The organism is Siphonobacter sp. BAB-5405 (assembly GCF_002872335.1).
In the GTDB taxonomy this organism is placed as follows: Bacteria; Bacteroidota; Bacteroidia; order Cytophagales; family Spirosomataceae; genus Siphonobacter.
In genome coordinates this window covers 136605-153868 of record NZ_NJAG01000011.1, presented here as the reverse complement: position 1 = coordinate 153868, position 17264 = coordinate 136605, and the positions used below count along the sequence as shown (strand labels likewise).

At 48.7% G+C, this 17264-nt stretch carries 14 protein-coding genes; 7 read left to right on the top strand and 7 right to left on the bottom strand.

Going from position 1 to position 17264, the window contains the following annotated elements:
* Positions 1–36: 36 nt before the first annotated feature.
* From BWI97_RS10740 to BWI97_RS10720, 5 genes are all read right to left on the bottom strand, one after another.
* Positions 37–1386 carry a Gfo/Idh/MocA family protein gene (locus BWI97_RS10740; RefSeq protein ID WP_102201007.1) on the bottom strand — a complete coding sequence of 450 codons (1350 nt, stop codon included), beginning with the start codon at positions 1384–1386 and terminating at the stop codon, positions 37–39.
* A gap of 165 nt (positions 1387–1551) precedes the next feature.
* On the bottom strand, positions 1552–2988 hold the full coding sequence (locus BWI97_RS10735) for a DUF1080 domain-containing protein (protein WP_102201006.1): 1437 nt from the start codon (positions 2986–2988) through the stop codon (positions 1552–1554).
* Between the two features lie 141 nt (positions 2989–3129).
* The gene (locus tag BWI97_RS10730; protein ID WP_102201005.1) at positions 3130–4047 is read right to left on the bottom strand and encodes a sugar phosphate isomerase/epimerase; all 918 of its coding nucleotides are present in this window, start codon (positions 4045–4047) and stop codon (positions 3130–3132) included.
* A gap of 62 nt (positions 4048–4109) precedes the next feature.
* Positions 4110–6617 carry an AsmA family protein gene (locus tag BWI97_RS10725; protein WP_094809440.1) on the bottom strand — a complete coding sequence of 836 codons (2508 nt, stop codon included), beginning with the start codon at positions 6615–6617 and terminating at the stop codon, positions 4110–4112.
* 398 nt (positions 6618–7015) lie between these two features.
* Positions 7016–7285, bottom strand: a complete 270-nt coding sequence (locus BWI97_RS10720; RefSeq protein ID WP_133163357.1) for a ferredoxin — start codon at positions 7283–7285, stop codon at positions 7016–7018.
* A 177-nt stretch (positions 7286–7462) separates the two neighbouring features.
* Here BWI97_RS10720 and BWI97_RS10715 point away from each other — a divergent pair, with 177 nt between their 5' ends.
* A complete protein-coding gene (locus BWI97_RS10715; RefSeq protein ID WP_102201003.1) occupies positions 7463–8194 on the top strand; it encodes a sulfite exporter TauE/SafE family protein in 732 nt (243 codons plus the stop codon).
* Between the two features lie 62 nt (positions 8195–8256).
* Here BWI97_RS10715 and moaA read toward each other — a convergent pair whose 3' ends face one another.
* Complete coding sequence (moaA, locus tag BWI97_RS10710; RefSeq protein WP_102201106.1) at positions 8257–9258, bottom strand: GTP 3',8-cyclase MoaA; 1002 nt, start codon at positions 9256–9258, stop codon at positions 8257–8259.
* Between the two features lie 60 nt (positions 9259–9318).
* Here moaA and BWI97_RS10705 point away from each other — a divergent pair, with 60 nt between their 5' ends.
* The 4 genes from BWI97_RS10705 to BWI97_RS10690 all read left to right on the top strand — a co-directional run bounded on the left by BWI97_RS10705 (position 9319) and on the right by BWI97_RS10690 (position 13892).
* Positions 9319–9561, top strand: a complete 243-nt coding sequence (locus BWI97_RS10705; RefSeq protein WP_102201002.1) for a MoaD/ThiS family protein — start codon at positions 9319–9321, stop codon at positions 9559–9561.
* A gap of 21 nt (positions 9562–9582) precedes the next feature.
* Positions 9583–9993: a molybdenum cofactor biosynthesis protein MoaE gene (locus tag BWI97_RS10700; protein ID WP_094809448.1), complete on the top strand. Its 411-nt coding sequence runs from the start codon at positions 9583–9585 to the stop codon at positions 9991–9993.
* A gap of 210 nt (positions 9994–10203) precedes the next feature.
* The gene (locus BWI97_RS10695; RefSeq protein WP_233207806.1) at positions 10204–12465 is read left to right on the top strand and encodes a TonB-dependent receptor; all 2262 of its coding nucleotides are present in this window, start codon (positions 10204–10206) and stop codon (positions 12463–12465) included.
* A 38-nt stretch (positions 12466–12503) separates the two neighbouring features.
* Complete coding sequence (locus BWI97_RS10690) at positions 12504–13892, top strand: HmuY family protein (RefSeq protein ID WP_102201104.1); 1389 nt, start codon at positions 12504–12506, stop codon at positions 13890–13892.
* A gap of 66 nt (positions 13893–13958) precedes the next feature.
* Here BWI97_RS10690 and BWI97_RS10685 read toward each other — a convergent pair whose 3' ends face one another.
* The gene (locus tag BWI97_RS10685) at positions 13959–15101 is read right to left on the bottom strand and encodes an endonuclease/exonuclease/phosphatase family protein (RefSeq protein ID WP_102201001.1); all 1143 of its coding nucleotides are present in this window, start codon (positions 15099–15101) and stop codon (positions 13959–13961) included.
* 282 nt (positions 15102–15383) lie between these two features.
* Here BWI97_RS10685 and rimP point away from each other — a divergent pair, with 282 nt between their 5' ends.
* Both rimP and nusA read left to right on the top strand, forming a co-directional pair.
* Positions 15384–15845, top strand: a complete 462-nt coding sequence (gene rimP / locus BWI97_RS10680; RefSeq protein WP_094809454.1) for a ribosome maturation factor RimP — start codon at positions 15384–15386, stop codon at positions 15843–15845.
* Between the two features lie 97 nt (positions 15846–15942).
* Entirely contained in the window at positions 15943–17187 is a 1245-nt protein-coding gene (gene nusA, locus BWI97_RS10675) for a transcription termination factor NusA (protein ID WP_094809456.1), read from the top strand.
* The last annotated feature ends 77 nt before the right edge of the window (positions 17188–17264 follow it).

The following is a 17264-nucleotide window of genomic DNA, read 5'->3' as shown; positions in this document are numbered from 1 at the left end:
AGAGCCGCTTTTTCCATATGCGATAACGTACTTAAACTAATATTTAAAAACTTTAGTACCAGCCATTACTTCCTGGTTTTTCTCATCAAAGGTTACCCGCAGTCCTGTACGGTACGCGGCATTCGACATGATCGTAGCAATGGAGTGTTGGTAACCGGCTTCGATGGGAGCGTTAGGCGTTTTACGGCTGCGTACGCATTCCATCCAGTTTTTGATGTGATTGAACGTCAGGGGATCGCCACCCGTATTCGCTCCCGTTTCGACGCGGGGGCCTTCCAGCTTGCCCGAAGCCAGCAGGTTTGCCTGCATGTTCATTTCAGCGGCTTCGCGGGCCGTTAGGCCTCCGGTGGGCGAAATGTTATTGGTATCCAGATTCAGTTCGCCACCGTTCGAATAATAGATTTCCTTGGTACCGCCCGCTGAGTTACTGAAACGGCTGGCAAAAGATACCTGGAAGCCCGTGGTCGGGTCATTCAGTGGGCCGTAATCAAAGACCACGGTGAGCGTATCGGCGTTTTTACGACCGTCTTTCCACTGATAAATGCCTCCGTTGGCGACGGCCGAACGGGGGTGGGGCAGGCCAGAAAACCAGTGTACCGTATCAATCTGGTGGCTCATCCACTGACCGGGAATGCCTGATGAGTAGGGCCAGAATAAACGGTACTCCAGATATTTACGTGGATCAAACGCTTCGTGCGGACGATTAAGTAGGTAGCGTTTCCAGTCCAGATCCTCCTCTTTACACTGAGCGACCAGGGCCGGACGACGCCAGCGACCCGGCTGGTTTACGTTCCACATCAGTTCTACCATCGTAATCGGACCGAACTTGCCCGATTTAATGAATTCTTCGGCGGCGTGGTAGTTGGCACCACTGCGGCGTTGCGAGCCAATCTGAACGATCTTTCCGGATTGTTTGACCGCTTTCAGTACCGCACGGGCGTCTTCCATGGTTTCGGCCAGGGGCTTTTCCGTGTAGGTATCGCAACCGGCTTTTACCGCGTCGATGGTATGAATGGCGTGCTGAAAATCGGCTGTACTGATGAAAACGGCGTCTACCGATTTGGAATCGTACAGCTCATCATTATTGCGGTAATCTTTAATGGTACCACCTAATTGCTTCTCCAGAAACGCTTTGCCTTCTTCGCGACGGCGTTTCCAGATGTCAGATACGGCCACCATTTCGAAGTTCATTTCCTTAGCCAAAGCCTTGAAGGGAGGTACGTGGGAAGCCCGGAAACGGTCAGAATAACCCACGCAGGCCACACGTACGCGGTCATTCGCACCCACAATTTTGCGGTAGCTGGCTGCCGACATGGCATTCACGCTCAGCATCGATCCGGCTGTAGCCAGCGAAAGTTTACGAAGAAAATCCCTACGGTTTTCCATGAGTTAGAGTTCAGCGGTCCGCCGCTGCGGTTTAGAGTTTGAAACGTTTTCAGTTTGAAGTTTACTGTTTTCAATTCAGAAAATGGATTATTGCTAATTCAGCTACAATGGGTCAAAGCTTTATCGATTCAACCCAACTGAAAACAGACAACCGTAAACTGAAAACTACTTTAGTTCACGAATTTTTATACTGCGGAAACTAACGACATCGCCGTGATCCTGAATGAGGATGGGACCTTTTTCGGCCATGCCAAAACCTTTGTAAGAAGCGTATTTTGAACGTTCCACCAAAGCCTTGAATAAGGGAGAGCCCCGATCGTACTCGACTACTTTAAAGCCATTGAGCCAGTGTTCAACGTGATTGTTGGCATACACAATGACCCGGCCTTCATTCCATTCACCAATCGGCTTCACGGCGGCTTTGTTCGCTCCCGTTTTATCCGCCGGAATCAAGTCATACAAAGAACCAATAGTACGGTTGCCAGCCGCTCCGAGTTTGGCATCGGGGTGACGGGCATCATCCAGTACCTGAAATTCCAGGCCAATGGCGGATCCTTTCTTTACGTAACCATCGGGTACAGTCATCGGTTGACCGGGTTTGAATTCGTGCGTATAGGGTAACCATTCTTTCACGAAATATTTCATTCCCGAGTTGGCTCCTTCCGTAAGTTTAAATTGGAAGGTCAGTTCAAAAGCTCCGTAGGAATCATTGGTCACGATGTCGCCTCCGTTGGTACTTTCGGCTCCGTCGCCTTTATCTACGCTCAGTACGCCATCTTTAATCGTCCAGCCCTTTTCGGGGAAGGCGGTTTTATAAGCACCTCGCCAGCCCGTACTCGTTTTTCCGTCAAAAAGCAGTTTGAAGCCCTGAGCTTTTTCCTGTTCCGTCAGTGTATTAGGAACCAGATTCACGACCGGAGCCTGATCGACGGGAGAAGGTTGAAGGTTTTCGGTTTGAATACGAATATTTTTCCACTGGATGGTTTTCCCTTCCTTACTGGCGTCTTTGCCAATGCTGTGTACCTGCAGTGCAATGTACCCTTTCAGCGTTTGGTCATCGACGACGTTTGAAACGGGAATGCCATTAACGAACGTGCGTAATGAATTGCCAATCGCTTCAATGCGGTACTTATTCCATTCGCCCCGTTTAAAGGCCTTTTTCCCCGCCTCGTAATTCGTGGGCATGGCCAGCCAGCCCCGACGGGCTTCATCATAAATACCGCCACTCCAGCTACGATCCGAGGGGTCAATCTCCATCTGATAGCCGTATACGCGACCATCGTTTTCGCGTTGCAGGCTGCGGAACTGAATACCGGAATTCAGGGAGTTGTCTACCTTAACGTCGCACTCAAAAATAAAATCTCCGTATTGCTGCTCGGTGAGTAAGAAGGTATTGGCGGTATTGGTTTGTGAAATGCCGATAATCTCACCGTTTTTAATTTCATACCGGGCTTTTCCGGAAGCAGAGCCTTCGGCCACTTTCCAGCCCTTCAGGCTTTTACCGTCGAAAAGACTCTTCCAGGAGCCTTTCCCTTGCGGTGGTGTGGCACTGGTAAGCCCGGCAAAAGAGCAGACGACCAGTAGTAAAGGTAATCGTTTCATACAGACTTGTTTAATGATTAGTAAGGCAGAAATACTTTTCGTGTATCCAGTTTACGAAGAGCTTCCAGTAAAAGACCTCTTTTTTAAGCATTACCCTGTAAAAGCGAAAGGATTCCTTCGAAACGTGTCGTACGGCCCGAATCAGCTCATCAGGATTTTCTGATCGAGAAGAAATTTCTTGCTGGTTTCCGCACAGGATAGAGCCGTTTTGCCCGTATCAGGTACGCCGTCAAGTTCAATAATTCCCCAGCCTTTAAACTTGATGTCGTCGAGGGCTTTGAATACGGCGGGTAAGTTGACGTTGCCCTGTCCAAGCTCGACAAACTTGTACGATTTGGGATTCGTGTTGTCGGGGAGGGGACTGCGAACGTCTTTTAAATGCAGGGCGTGAATTCGGTCTTTGTACTGATGGATGGCCTTGGCCGGGTCACCACCGCCCTGGTGGTAATGGGCCACGTCGAGTAATAGCTTCACATACTTGGGGTTCATTTCCTGAACAATGATATCCACTTCTTCCGGTGTTTCCCCGAGTTGGTGCATGTGGTTATGGTAGGCGGTTTGAATGCCTAAATCGGCCGTTTGCTTCCCAATTTCGTTCATCACCTGAGCCAGTCGCTTGAGTTCTTCCGGCGTGGGTTGCCGATCTTTCGGCCGAACATTATTCGTCAGCTGAATGCTCGTTCCGCCCAGGGCTTTCACAAAACTGGCGTGAGCTACGTGCATATTGATGGTACTCTCTTCCTTATCCGGGTCGATTTCTACGTTTCCGCTCGAAAACATAACCAGTTTGAGATGATTGTCATCCAGTAATGCTTTGAGTTCGGAAGGTTTGTTGCGGTACGGACCAAACGCGTTCGCCCGGAGTTGAATGCCTTTAAAGCCCAGCGAAGCAATGTCACGGATGGCGTCGGTGTCTTTTCCGCCCCAGGTAATGGCGGAATAACCAATCTGTAAGCCTGATTTTTTAGCCGCCCAAAGCTCCGTACTACTTAAAAGTGTAGCCGAAGTGAGCAAGCCTGCCTGCTGGATAAAAGCCCGGCGGGAGAGTGAAGATTTCATACGGTTCAGAGTTTAGAAAGAGACGGTAAAAGCCCCTTTTTCCCCTGAAAGGTAATCCGGTTTTAACGAAGATCTACCGTTTCGTTACCCAGTTGCTGACGTTTGGCTTTGCGTTGCCGTACTTTCTGTCCTAGATCCAGCCGAATTTTGGTCTCATTTCCTTCGTCTTTCGCCCGCAGATTGAGCGTCCAGCCCTGAGCTTCTTTGGTGTTCAGACGGGCCAGTTCGTAATCCTTATCCCGTTTCCGAAGGTTAGCGAGCGGAATTTGTACGTACAGGTCCGTTTGATTACCAAAGCTATACGTACCCCCTACAAAGAGCGTCAGAGCGGTCGATTCGATACCCATTTTGTCCATTTCAATTTCACGTCCTTTGAAGCGGAACTGATTGGAGAGGGTGGCAAAACGGATATGATCAAAGTTTCGATTCCTGAATATGAATCGCTGAATACCTTTAATGGGTTTAAAATCAATGAGCTCGCCGTTTCGCAAATTGAAGTTTAAGTAGCCGTCGAACGTACCGGGAATCAGTGTGTAATCGGGTCGCAACCTGACGCTGATTTTTCCTTCGGAGTTCAACAGGCCGCGAAGATTCTGGTGCGTAATTGTCGTTTGCTGAAAATCATCAAAAGCCCGGAAAAGCTCTGGGACATTGGTGTTTTTGAGTACATACGATACATTGACTCGGGAAGGGTTACTGCGGAGATAATCCACCTGACCCGAGAAATTGAAATTGCCCTGGAAGGCATTCATGGCCAGATTCCTGATTTGTAATTTTCGTTGCGTAATTAACATTTCGCCTTTCACCTGCGAGGCTTTGAAATGGCGGTACTGAAATTTGTCGAAGCGTACGGTTACATCGGTTTCCAACTGGTCAATCACCCGATCTACTTTGGCAATCAGGTCCCGACGAGCTTTTTCCCGTAAACGGGGCGACGATTTACGCGAACGCGGCATAAACTGGGTCGCGTTGAAATTCAGATTAGGTGAAGAAATTTCGGCCTTGGCGTACAAACGCGTATTCGGAGAAGTCAGAAAAGGAATTAACTTTTTGATGGTTCCGCGGATCGTAATGGGGCTGGTATTCAACCGGGTCTGGATTTGCTTTACCACCAAATCCCGTTCATTAAACACCGCGTGGACGTTTAACTGGTCAAAATTGAGATGTCTGGTAAGGTATCGGAACTGACCATCTTCTACAATCAGGTTCCCGCGTAGCAAACCCGCCAGTTCGCCCGTTTTGGGGTCAAAGACATTCACAACCCGTCCCCGGTACTGTGCGTTTAATCGCAGTTTGCCGCCGTTCAAAGTATAGCTGGTCGCATTGAGCGTTTCGTTGAGCGTAGACAAATCCGTATCTACCGTAGTGGTTAGAAAGGCTCGCGTGTGCTGCAGGTTATGCAGTACCATCCGGCCGCTGACGGGCAAAGCATCGTCCCAGTCGGCGGAATAATGGCTAAATAGTATTCGGGAGTTGGCATCGCCCGCTGCTAGTTTTGGGTCAAGATGGTTGGTAAAATAGCCTTCTACCCGCAGGTTCGTCAATAAACCCAGTACCGATTCCATCCGGGCGGGACCAGAAGCAAAACGAATATCAAGATGAGGCTCCGAACCGGGAGCCGTTGAACCGCTGATGCGTATGTTCGCTTTTTTGATATCAGGATAGTACTTAAATTTCCCCAGGGCAACGGCTAGCTTCCGAGGCATTAAATCCAGTGTCTTGGAAAAGGCCAGCCCCTGTACCCGCAGGAACAGATTAAGGTCCGGGGGCCGTCGGGTATGGAATTGGAAATGCCCGTGGGCGTGTAACGTATCTTTCTTTTCGAAAACCAGGCGAGAAGGTTGCAGTGTAAGCAGTTTCCGGGCCGTATCAAGCTGAACGTTGAGTTTAAGATCCGTTTCCTGATTCGTACCAAAACTCCCTCTGGAGGAGTTGAAGGCGAGCCCATCCAAATGCAGCGGACCCCGGATGCGGGCTTTGATGCGATTGCCATCCCGGGAGATTTGACATTCTACATCCCGAAATAAACCGCCGTACCATTTATGACGTAGGGAATCACTGAAATGTACCTGAACATTTTCCAGCCGGACTTTCTTGATGTCCACTAAAAATCCATTCGGGTTTTTCTTTTTGCGAATGGAGCGGGTGAGGCTATCCGATTCAAACAAACTCCAGTTGGCGTATCCGGTTTCATCCCGAAATGCCGTTACTGACCCGTCAATTACCCGGATGTGTTTAATCTGTACTTGTCGGCGGAACAAATCAATCAGACTCAGTCGAACCCGTACTTCTCTAACATTCAGGAAATCAGTATGGTGCTGGTCGTGACGGTCATCTTCCAATCGTACATTCTGAAGAATGATCGTCAAGCCCGGAGTGGCTTCTTCCCAGAAAATAACCCGAAAGTTATCCGCCTGAAAATTACCCCGAATCTGGTTACTGATCTGCTGATTGATCTGCCGGAAAAGCCGATCCCGGTACGCATAAATCACAGCCATCAATCCCACTCCCAGCAACAGGCAAAGAATAAGCAAGCGTAAGGATAAGCGTCGGAAGTGATGGAAATTCATACGTAACAAAGATAAAATCGGCGGAAAATGGGGTTATCCAAGCTTCTAAAGATAGCTTAAAAAACGAACTAATTGCTAACCTGGTATGCCCAGTGAATCAGCCGTATAAAGAAAAACGGCAGCAGGATAGTAAAGCTACTGGCGAGGTCGCTGAGAAAACCCGTTTCTGGGCTCTCGTCGCTAAGAATTCACAGAAGATAATTGGAAAAAGACCTTGCCAGTGAAGGAGCACTGGATAAAAAACTTAGAGGAAGGGATGAAGGTTGAGGAAGCTTAAACGTAGGAAGCTTGCCGGGTAAGATTGATAAAATCGGTAGTTTAGTTAAACAAGGGGGTAATTACTCTAGGTGTTTAAAAAGAGGCCGTACGCTGCTTTTTAGTTACGAACGAAGACTGCTTTATTCTTCCCGAAACATTTCATCCAGAATACGGGGAACGTTAGACTCGTGTACTTCGCCCAGCCAGAGGTTACTTGGTTGGATAGCCACGATGGGGCCTTGCTTACAGCGGCTGGTACAGTCCATCTCGACCAGTTCTACGTGTTTTTTCAATCCCCGTTCTTTCAGTTCATGCTTGAAGGTTCGGCGTAAATCATCCTGGCGACGACTGCATTTGCTACCTTCGCAAATCAAAATCATCCAGGGGCAAGTATCGTGTAGTGGTTTCATTACTTATAAGTGCTAAAAAACAAAAGTACAATATAGGGGTTGTCCCACGTAAGGGGTGCCGCTAACTTTTTAAAAGAATCGGGGCGAAGCATCTTTTGTTTTAAAACTAAAATTGTACCAAACGTTAAATGCTTGCCAACGCCCTTTTAACGTTCCGATCGTACTAGTTCAGGTTGTATGAATACAGAAGTAATAATTATGCTGGTCATTGGCATTGTGGCCTTTTTGTATGCTTCGGTGGGGCATGGTGGGGCGAGTGGATACCTGGCCGTACTGGCTATCTTCGGTACGCAGCCCGAATTGATGAAATCTTCCGCACTGGTACTGAATCTGTTTGTATCGATGTCCTCTTTCCTGCAATTTTATCGGAGCGGGCACTTTAGCTGGCCGAAATTCTGGCCTTTCGCTCTGGCCAGTGTGCCGATGGCCTTTGTGGGGGCGGGCATACCCCTGAGTGCGGGATTGTACAAACAGTTACTGGGCGTATGTCTGATTCTGGCCATTGGCCGCATTCTCTGGCGACCTAAAACGACGGAAGATCCGACAGCACCTGTTCCCTTACTCGGTGGATTAGCTGTAGGAGCGGTGATTGGACTGCTCTCAGGGATGCTCGGTATTGGCGGGGGCATCATCCTGAGTCCGGTATTATTGCTGATGAACTGGGCCAAGCTAAAGGAAACCGCGGCGATCTCGGCTTTATTCATTTTTGTGAATTCCGTATCGGGACTGTCGAAGTTACTGACGAAAGGTTACGTACCTGATCAGCAGACCTTGTATTGGCTGGCTTTTGCTTTTGTGGGGGGCTTGCTGGGCGGTTACGCCGGAGCCCGTCGTTTCAACGTGCCCACCTTGCGTTATGCCCTGGCTCTGGGTTTGTTCATTGCTACGCTGAAATTATTGTTTACGTAATCGATACTCTTAAACAAAAACGACCCGTAGCATCTACGGGTCGTTTTTGTTGGGAAAATCGTTTATCCACCGATTGTCGTCATGGATTCATGCACCAGCGACTGGCGGTTGTTTTCGGCTTCGTAGCCGTCTTTCGGTCGTTTCTGGAAGACGTGGATGAATTCCTGTTGTAAGGCTTCGTCGCTGATTCCGCTGCGGATTAAATCCCGAACGTTTAATACGCCATCGTCGTACAGGCAGGTTTTGAGCGTACCCTGAGCAGTCATGCGGATGCGGTTGCACGTGCCGCAGAAGGTCCGCGAGAAGGCGGCAATGATGCCGATATTTCCCAGAAAGCCGGGAATCTGGTAATGATAAGCAGTAGAGTTAAGCGGATCGATTTGCTTCTGAATGTCGGGAAATTCCGTCTGTAAGTGTTCCAGAATCCGGCGGTACGTCCAGTGAAGGGTGGGGTAATGCGAACCTTCCCCATTAAAGGGCATCTCTTCAATAAAACGCACGGATACCGGATACTTTTCCGTGAGTCGGGCCAGCGGAATGAGATCTTCAATATTACGGCCTTCCATTACTACTGCATTCAGCTTCACTTCAAAACCGGCGTCGAGCAGTTCGTAAAGACAGGCTTCCACTTTGGGAAATTCATCCCGCCGCGTAATTTCATAAAACCGCTGCCGATCCAGCGAATCCAGACTTAAGTTGATGGTTTTGACACCAATTTTCTTCAAATCCGGGATGTATTTCTGCGTTAAAACGCCGTTCGTCGTAATTGCGATTTCGTCAATGCCCTCAATAGCGGCGAGCTGGTACAGAAAATTAGGGAGTTGATGCCGTACGAAAGGTTCGCCCCCGGTAATACGCACTTTCCGTACGCCCAGCCCTGCCAACACCGACGTGATGCGAAGCATTTCTTCGTAGGTTAGCAATTGCTTTTTCGGCAGATAGGCAATGCCTTCTTCGGGCATGCAGTAAAAGCAGCGAAGGTTACAGCGATCCGTAACGGCCAATCGCAGATACTGGATGGGCCGTCCGTGATTGTCATAGATTTGTGGGCGATCAATTGGCATGATAAACAAATAAACGAAAAATTTGAACACTTGTTCCGCAAGCTTTATCAACTTTGAAGAATGGAATTAACAATTCATCTGTACGGAATCACCCGTGATATCATCGGGCAGTCGCGATACGTCGTGCAGTTGCCCCCCGGAGCCCGGGTACAGCAACTGCTGGAGTCCGTCCGCACGAGCTATCCGGAGCTGGCGGAGCTGAAGTCGTTGCTCGTAGCTGTCAATGAAGAATATGCCGAGGCCGAAACACCCTTGAGCGAACGGGATGAAATTGCCCTGATTCCGCCCGTGAGTGGCGGTTAATTTTCAACCAAACTTTTACGTATGATTGCTGTCACGGATCAGCCCATTGCTATTGCTGCCTGTATCGACGCGGTACAGGCCGAACGAGCCGGAGCGGTGGACGTTTTTATTGGAACGGTTCGAAATCATAACCAGTCCAAGGACGTGGTACGACTGGAATTCGAGACGTTTGACTCGATGGCTGTTAAGAAAATGAAAGAACTGGCGGAAGAGGCCTCGCGTCGCTGGCCCGTCGAAAAAGTGGCGATGGTACACCGCAAAGGCGTCCTGTCGATCGGTGAGGTGGCCGTAGTCATTGCTGTTTCGACGCCACACCGGAATGATGCCTTTGAAGCCTGCCGCTGGTTGATTGATACCTTAAAACAGGTGGTACCCATCTGGAAGAAAGAAATCTACGAAAACGGCGAGGAATGGCTGGAAGCCCATCCCTAAGTCAGCTTGAAAAAGAATGAGTAACAGGCGTTTTACGCCCTGTGTTTTCTGATGGAAAGTTTATGGATTACCAAGACCGCCCGAAGGCGGTCTTTTTTGGTTTGAAGCCGATCAAAATTTTCGGGCAAAGGCTTGCGGGTTCCGAATCATTTTTACCTTTGTGATTAATTAGATTAAATCTAAATAAATATAACGAAACAGAATTACCCCGTGGCTGTCCTTCGAACCATTAGTGTCGCACTGGCTTTTAGCTTGATTACGAGTTTGTTATGGGCTCAAACGGGTCAGGTGATGGGCAAAGTGACGGATGCACAGGGAGAAGCCGTAGAAGCTGCTTCGTTAGTGATTAAAGGCACAACTTACGGGGTGGCCTCGGATCAGCAGGGTATCTATCGTTTTAAAGAACTAAAAGCGGGTACGTACCAGATTCGGGTGAGTCGGGTAGGCATGGGTAGTCAGGAACTTGCCCTGAACGTAAAGGAAAATGAAACCACAACCCTGAATATTCAGCTTCGGAGTGAAAACAAGGATTTTCAGGAAGTAGTTGTGACGGGTCAGTTTGAACCGCAGTCCCTACGACAATCCGTTTTTCAGGTACGGACGATTGAACTGGAACGCATTCAGGCCCGGGCCGCGACCTCGCTGGTGGGCGTATTGAATACGGAATTAGGCATTCGCTTTTCCAATGATCCCGCTCTGGGCACCTCCGACATTCAACTCATGGGCATGGCGGGCCGCAACGTAAAAATTCTGCTCGACGGCGTACCCATGGTCGACCGCGGTGATACCCGCGAAAGCCTTAACCAGATCGACATTAATACCATCGCCCGCATTGAAATTGTGGAAGGCCCCATGTCCGTTTCCTACGGCTCGGATGCTCTGGCGGGCGTCATCAACATCATCACGAAGAAACCCGGTACCGAACGACTTTCCGTCATGGCCCGTGTACAGGAAGAAAGCGTAGGGGAGGAATATGCTCCTTTTACCGGGAAAGGCTCTCACATCGAAAGTGCTCATGTGACTTGGCAGAAGAAAGGCTGGTCCCTCTCAGCGGGAGGTACTCGTAACGATTTTGGTGGCTGGCAGGGGTACTCGGCTACCCGCACGCAGGACTGGCACGGAAAGGCTCAGGGTTTAGGAAATGGCACCGTAGGTTACACGGGGAAAACCTTCAACATTCGGTATCGGCTTGATGGGCTACACGAAAAAATCAATGCGTTAGGAGCGGTCAATGCCAATACCAATCGGGCTCTGGATCAGAATTTCATTACGCGTCGACTGATGCATCAGGGACAGGCTGAATGGAAAGCAAATGAGCGATTCAGTCTGAATGCGGTAGCCGCGTATACGGACTACAGTCGTCGCACCCAATCGACGGTTATTGATTTGAATACCGGTCGCCGGACGCTCTCGACGGATCCGGGTCAGCAGGATCTTTCGCGTTTCGAAAATGTGATGTTCCGTACGACGGCCCAGTACAAACTTTCATCTGCCGTATCGCTACAACCCGGTCTGGAACTGAACCGCGATCACGCCAGTGGAGCCCGGATCAGCGGAACGCCTTCCATTACGGATGTGGCTCTGTACGTTTCATCCGAAATCCGGCCCGTATCTGGCCTGGTACTCCGTCCTGGCTTACGCTTTATTCGAAATTCGGCGTATGATGCTCCGCCCGTTATTCCTTCGCTGAATACCAAATTTTCACTGACGAAAAAACTCGATGTACGACTCGCGTACGCCCGGGGTTTTCGTTCGCCGGCGTTGCGGGAACTGTACTTCAGTTTCTTCGATGCGAGTCACTCCATTGCGGGGAATCCCAATCTGAAAGCCGAGTACTCCAACAGTTTCAATGGGTCCTTAGCCTGGCTAGCCTTGCAGGAGAAAACCGTATATCTGAGTTCAACGCTTACGGGCTTTTACAACGATTTCCATGATCTGATCGGGTACGGAAACGACCCAACGGACTCCAAGATCATGCGTACCGTCAACATTGATCGGTTCAAAACGGCAGGTTTAACGCTCAACAATGTGCTGCAATGGAAGGACCTTAAAACCAATTTTGGGTATTCCTACATTGGACGCTTTAATCAATTGTCAAGCTCTCGGGATTTGCCGGAATTTGTCTGGTCTTCGGAGATCAATGCCAATGTCATCTATACCGTTAAGCCATCGCGTACGCAGATCAACCTCTTCTATAAATACGCCGGCAAACGCACTTCGTATCAAACGACGGCTGATTTACAGACGCAGCTTGCCGAAACGGCGGCCTACCACTGGCTTGATTTGTCGTTGTCTCAACCCGTATTCAAAATCCTAACCTTACAGGGCGGCATAAAAAATCTGCTGAACGTAACCCGATTAAACAATACGGCTACCGAGGGCGGCAGTGCCCATAGTACCAATGGCCCGATTCCGATGAGTTACGGACGTTCGTATTTCCTGGGACTCACCTTTAACTGGAGTCAACACTAATTCCTTTCCCAATAACCCAATCAAGCAAATCCATGAGTATGCAAAAACTACGCTCTATTTTTCTGCTGTTAAGCTTGACGGCCCTGGTGCCGGCCTGTAAAGACGATGATCCGCCGCTACCCGATAATACGGTACAATTTGAAGCCAGTGAAGTTGGATTTACGGCGAATCAGACCGAGTTAGAGGTGAAAGTAAATCTGGACCGTACGGTGACAGCGGCGACCAATGTTACCGTCGAACTGACCCCCACGGGCGTTGCCTACGGTACGCACTTTACGACGACGCCCGCGGCCACCAACAATACGCTTACGCTGACCGTTCCGGCTAATACCAAGACTACTTCATTCAAAGTAACCAAGGCGGCGAACATCGTACTCAATGGCTCGGAAACGATTGATTTCACGATCAAATCCGTTGGTACGGGACTTGTCGTCGGACAAACGGCTAAGGAGAAACTGAAGTTCTCTTCCATTATTTCCAGCGGTTCTGCCCTGAAACTCAATGGTGGGGCTGGCGGATCGAGTGCTCTGAACTCGGTATTCGTGGATTTCAGCAGCAACAGCCAGACGGCCATTGCCCGGAACAGCTGGGAGTTAGGCTTTTTTGGAGGAAGCGACTTCCGCGTAATCATCAATGCAACGACGGGAGCGGCCGTAAAAGCCCTTACAAAAACGGATCTGGCTCAGGTGACGGCAGCGGATACGGTAGCTCTGGCAAACACGCTGGTTTTGGGTCAGGGTCAGGGAACGTTCGACATTATTGATAATGTCGATGGTGATTTAACCAAGACGGCCATTAAGGAAATCTCAGCAACAGACGCCAACAACCCTGTATACATCCTGAACCCGGGAGCATCGGGTACGGGTCAGAAACCCTGGTACAAAATCCGTATTTTACGCAAGGGAACGGGCTACACTGTACAGTATGCCCGGATTACTGAAACTACGTTTAAAACGCTGGATGTAACCAAAGATGGAAACGTCAATTTCAGCTACGTTTCGCTGCCGCAGGGTAAAGTCGTAGCAGGAGAACCCGCGAAAGCCAGTTGGGACATCGTTTGGGGATTGACGACGTATAAAGCCACCGAAACGATTCCGTATCCATACGCCGACTTTGTACAAATCAACCATTGGGCGGGTGTACAGGCGGCCGAAATGCTAACCAGTACCGTTAGTTACGACGCTTACGCCGAAAGCAACGTGGCGACTACGCCTTTCAAAAGCGATCGTAACGTGATTGGAGGCAACTGGCGTACGTCGGCCGGACCGAATGGAACGCCGGCCGGTGTGAAAACGGATCGTTTCTACGTGATTAAAGACGCTGCCGGCAACGTGTATAAACTGAAGTTCATTAACTATACCTCAACGGACGGTGGTGAACGGGGCTATCCAAATATTGAGTATAAGCTAGTGAAGAAAGGAAGCTAATACGATTCTATCCAAGCGAAAGGCCCGGCTGATCCATCAGCCGGGCCTTTCGCTTAAAGGAATATTCTAATATTCGTAAAGGACCTGTACCGGAAAGTGATCCGATCCCTTAACCTCGCGATGCACCTGGTGACGCAGTACCTTAAAATGATTGCTATGGAACTGATTATCAATGCGAATGAACCAAGGGCTGCGATTGAGCGTGAAACCAAACCCGTTTCCGGCTTCTTCGAAGCTGTTTTTAAGGTACTGACGGGTTTTCCCGTAAGCGATACCCGTGGGTACTTCATTGTAATCACCACAAAGAATAACCGGATACGGACTAGTCTTTACTTCTTTCTGTAGTACTTCTTCAATTTCTTCGTTATGAGCGATAAAACCGGCTTTCAATTGTTGGATAATACTACGCGTTTCAGCCTTGGCGGATTTTGAATTGGCCGCTTTTACCACCTTTCCGACGCGTACTCCCATTGAAAATAAATGGACGCTAATGACTCGGATCGTATCTGCTCCTTTTTTGATGTCGGCTCGCACATAGCCGTTATGCCCTCCAGCATTTTCAAAAACACTGTAACCTTGGTTAATGATGGGATACTTGGAAAAAAGCACAGGTCCCAGATAGCCCGCTTCGCCTGTGCGGGCTTCACCCGTATACCAGTTCAGGTTTTTCAACTGAGCTTTGTATATGAAGCCAGCTTTTTGCAAAAGAGCCGTCGATTTAAACAGATCTGGTAAAGCAGGGTTGTCCCAATTATAGTATTCCTGCATACACAGTAGATCGGAATCGCTGCGTTGAAGCCAGTTCAGCATCGTTTGGGGTAAGCTACGATTTTTAGTATGCCAGTAGGTAGATACAGTAAAAAATGTTGTATTAAAAGTAGTGACGTTGAGTGTTTTATGATTTTTTGAGGCGGCAATAGGGGGCTTAGTGGAAAAGCCAATGGTACGCTGCCAGAAGGGCCAGCCCAGAATCAGGACGAAAAGCGGAAGCCAGGCACGGCGTACGTTTTTAAAAAACCAGAAAAGCGTAAACAGAGCTACCAGAATCATTACCTCGGGCATTCCAATCAGCCAGAATCCTGTAAGCCAGTGCGTCCACCACAGGGTATATCCAAAGAGATAACCAATCAGTAGGAAGGCACACAACACATAGGTAGCTAATGCCAGTAATTTGGTAAAAAATCCTTCAGTGGGATATTGGGAAGCCATTTGGAACTAGACAGGTGTGGGGATGATTCCGTAAAAGACGCAAAATTGTTTCATTTCGCCCAAGCAAAAGCCCTTATTCGGTGAAATACGCGGGGCTGAAGCAACATTATATTGTTTATTATGCGAAAAAAGCTTTATTTTGCATCGGATTTTAACGGAAAGAAGAGGGGCAATAAACTCCTCTTCTTTGTTTATAGACCGTAAGCGAAAATTCCGTACCGCGGTAGTCGTTGATAATTAGGGATTTATCATTAATTTTCAACGCAACTCCTGAAGAGTCGTATGAATGTGAAGGCAAAAATAACAGAGCTGGCTACGGCCTTACTGCCCGATGAAAGTTATTTTCTGGTAGAAGTACAGGTAAGTGAATCCCGTATCAAATCAAAAGTGACTATTTTATTAGACAGCGACGCCGGAATTAGTATTGATGAATGTGCGGTATTGAGTCGGGAATTAGGCCGGCAGTTAGAGGAACTGAATTTGTTCGAAAACGCTTATACATTAGAAGTATCCTCTCCTGGTGTCGATTTTCCACTCACTCAAACTCGTCAATACCAACGAAATGCCGGTCGTAAGCTACGAGTTCAGTTTCTGGATGGTGGGGAAAAAATAGGTACACTGCAGGCAGTAACCGATTCCACCATCACCCTGACTACGGATGGAACCAAAAAGGAACCTTCGGTAGACCTCGTAATACCTTATTCCGAAATTAAGAAGGCACAAGTGCTGGTTTCATTTAAATGATCGCGTAACCGGGCGTTTTTAGCTGACGAGGCAAAGCCTAGCTCCGCAAGTAACCGGATGCCGTGGGCTGGAAAACAACAAAACCAATGACGAACCGATGAACAGTGCAGAACTGATTGCTTCCTTCGCTGATTTCGCGAGAGAGAAGAACATTGACCGTCCGACGATGATCAAAATTCTGGAAGATGTCTTCCGGACCATGATTCGTAAGAAATACGGTACTGACGAGAACTTTGACGTAATTATCAACCCTGATAACGGGGATCTGGAAATGTTCCGGACCCGCGAGATCGTGGATGATGATTCAGAAGATATTTGGGATTACGATAAAATTCCGCTGGCTGACGCTAAAAAAATCGAAAAGGATTTTGAAGTAGGCGAAGAAGTAGTGGAAGAAGTAAAGCTGGAAGATTTTGGCCGTCGGGTTGTACAAACGGCTCGCCAGACCCTGATTCAGAAAGTAAAGGATATGGAGAAGGAATTGCTCTATTATCGCTACAAAGATCAGGTAGGAGAGTTGCTGACGGTAGAAGTGTATCAGGTACTGGGACGGGAAATTATCTGTCTGGATGCTCAGGGAAATGAGTTAAGTTTGCCCCGCGATCAGCAGATTCCCCGGGATCGCTTCAAAAAAGGCGATTCGACCAAGGCCGTGATTCACAAAGTAGAAATGAACAACGGTACGCCGAAAATCACGCTTTCTCGGACGTCCCCAGTATTCCTGGAACGTTTGTTTGAGCAGGAAATTCCTGAAGTAACCGATGGATTGATCATGGTACGCCGCGTGGTTCGTGAACCAGGGGAGCGGGCCAAGGTAGCCGTAGAATCTTACGACGACCGGATCGACCCCGTAGGTGCTTGCGTAGGAATGAAAGGTAGTCGGATTCATACGATTGTACGGGAAATGAACAATGAGAATATTGACGTGATTAACTTTACGGATAATATCGAGTTGTTGATTGCCCGGGCTTTAAGTCCAGCCAAGATTAGCCGCATGAGCATTCACAAGGATGACAAGCGGGTATCGGCCTGGCTCAAGCCCGATCAGATTTCACTGGCTATCGGAAAAGGTGGTCAGAATATTAAGCTGGCAGGAAAATTAGTAGGGATGGAAATCGACGTCTTCCGCGAAACCGAAGGGCCCGTGGACGACGACGACGTAGAACTGAACGAGTTTTCCGACGAAATTGAACAGTGGGTCATTGATGAATTCCACCGCGTAGGTCTCGATACGGCCAAGAGTGTTCTTGCCATGGGTAAGGAAGACTTGGTACGCCGGACGGAGTTGGAGGAAGAAACCATCGATGAAGTACTGGACATTCTGCGACAGGAATTCGATTAATGCAAACGGAGGTTTAACGGTTACGAGCTATGGGATATATAGTGCGTAACCATCTGAACAAGATCCGTTACGCACTA

Bases quoted from the DNA above. Each gene is read 5' to 3' on its own strand.
- BWI97_RS10740 (WP_102201007.1), bottom strand. From the start codon at position 1,386: ATGGAAAACCGTAGGGATTTTCTTCGTAAACTTTCGCTGGCTACAGCC.
- nusA (WP_094809456.1), top strand. From the start codon at position 15,943: ATGAACAGTGCAGAACTGATTGCTTCCTTCGCTGATTTCGCGAGAGAG.
- BWI97_RS10715 (WP_102201003.1), top strand. From the start codon at position 7,463: ATGAATACAGAAGTAATAATTATGCTGGTCATTGGCATTGTGGCCTTT.
- BWI97_RS10690 (WP_102201104.1), top strand. From the start codon at position 12,504: ATGCAAAAACTACGCTCTATTTTTCTGCTGTTAAGCTTGACGGCCCTG.
- BWI97_RS10705 (WP_102201002.1), top strand. From the start codon at position 9,319: ATGGAATTAACAATTCATCTGTACGGAATCACCCGTGATATCATCGGG.
- BWI97_RS10700 (WP_094809448.1), top strand. From the start codon at position 9,583: ATGATTGCTGTCACGGATCAGCCCATTGCTATTGCTGCCTGTATCGAC.
- BWI97_RS10720 (WP_133163357.1), bottom strand. From the start codon at position 7,285: ATGAAACCACTACACGATACTTGCCCCTGGATGATTTTGATTTGCGAA.
- moaA (WP_102201106.1), bottom strand. From the start codon at position 9,258: ATGCCAATTGATCGCCCACAAATCTATGACAATCACGGACGGCCCATC.
- BWI97_RS10735 (WP_102201006.1), bottom strand. From the start codon at position 2,988: ATGAAACGATTACCTTTACTACTGGTCGTCTGCTCTTTTGCCGGGCTT.
- BWI97_RS10685 (WP_102201001.1), bottom strand. From the start codon at position 15,101: ATGGCTTCCCAATATCCCACTGAAGGATTTTTTACCAAATTACTGGCA.
- rimP (WP_094809454.1), top strand. From the start codon at position 15,384: ATGAATGTGAAGGCAAAAATAACAGAGCTGGCTACGGCCTTACTGCCC.
- BWI97_RS10725 (WP_094809440.1), bottom strand. From the start codon at position 6,617: ATGAATTTCCATCACTTCCGACGCTTATCCTTACGCTTGCTTATTCTT.
- BWI97_RS10730 (WP_102201005.1), bottom strand. From the start codon at position 4,047: ATGAAATCTTCACTCTCCCGCCGGGCTTTTATCCAGCAGGCAGGCTTG.